Origin of the sequence: Paracraurococcus lichenis, assembly GCF_030657435.1 — a bacterium.
GTDB lineage: Bacteria > Pseudomonadota > Alphaproteobacteria > Acetobacterales > Acetobacteraceae > Paracraurococcus > Paracraurococcus lichenis.
In genome coordinates this window covers 1-662 of record NZ_JAUTWS010000409.1, presented here as the reverse complement: position 1 = coordinate 662, position 662 = coordinate 1, and the positions used below count along the sequence as shown (strand labels likewise).

At 69.9% G+C, this 662-nt stretch carries 1 protein-coding gene; it reads right to left on the bottom strand.

Annotated features, from left to right (window positions below):
* Positions 1-119: 119 nt before the first annotated feature.
* Positions 120-662, bottom strand: a 543-nt coding sequence (locus Q7A36_RS40535) for a hypothetical protein (RefSeq protein ID WP_305109448.1), incomplete at its 5' end; no start/stop codon positions are given.

Below are 662 nucleotides of genomic sequence, written 5' to 3'. Positions count from 1 at the left end.
CGGCGTGGTTCAGAAGCAGCCGATTTTGGGTCACACGGGCGCGCGAAGAGCGCCGGCCTGTGAGGGCCGGATGTCGACGTCCGATGTGCCCTGTGCGGGAGGCGGTCACCCTCCCCGCGTCAACCCCGCCGCGGCTGAAGCGGTCCCAGGCCGAGCAGGGTGAGCCAGTGCGGATGGCCCTGGCCGGTCATCAGCTCCCGCGGGCTCTTGCCCTGCCGCTCGGCATGCCGGCTGCGCAGGAAGCGGCGGTGGTTCAGGAAGAACCGCAGCAGATCCAGGTATGAGCCGCCGAGATGGCGGCGCAAGGTGAAGTAGGTGCGCAGGCGCGAGTTGAGGTTTTCCACGAGGGAGCTGCTGCGCGGCGTGCTGGCCATGGCCCGGCGCACGGCGTCGAACAGGATGTGGAACCTGCTTCCCATCCGCGCTCGCAGTTCACTCCACCCCTGCCAGTATGCAGGTGAGGTGGTGGGCAGGCGGTGCAGGATGCAGGCTTCCCGCACGACGGGCTCGGGAACGGCGTGGGCGCGTGCGATGGCGGCCAGCTCGAGATCAAGCACGCCGGCGAAGGCGAGCAGGTGGTCGCGCTGGTTCTGCAGGGCGACGCGCACCGGGCGAATGCGTCGCGGGTCTTCGGGCTCGCGGGCCATCAGCTCGGCAACGAC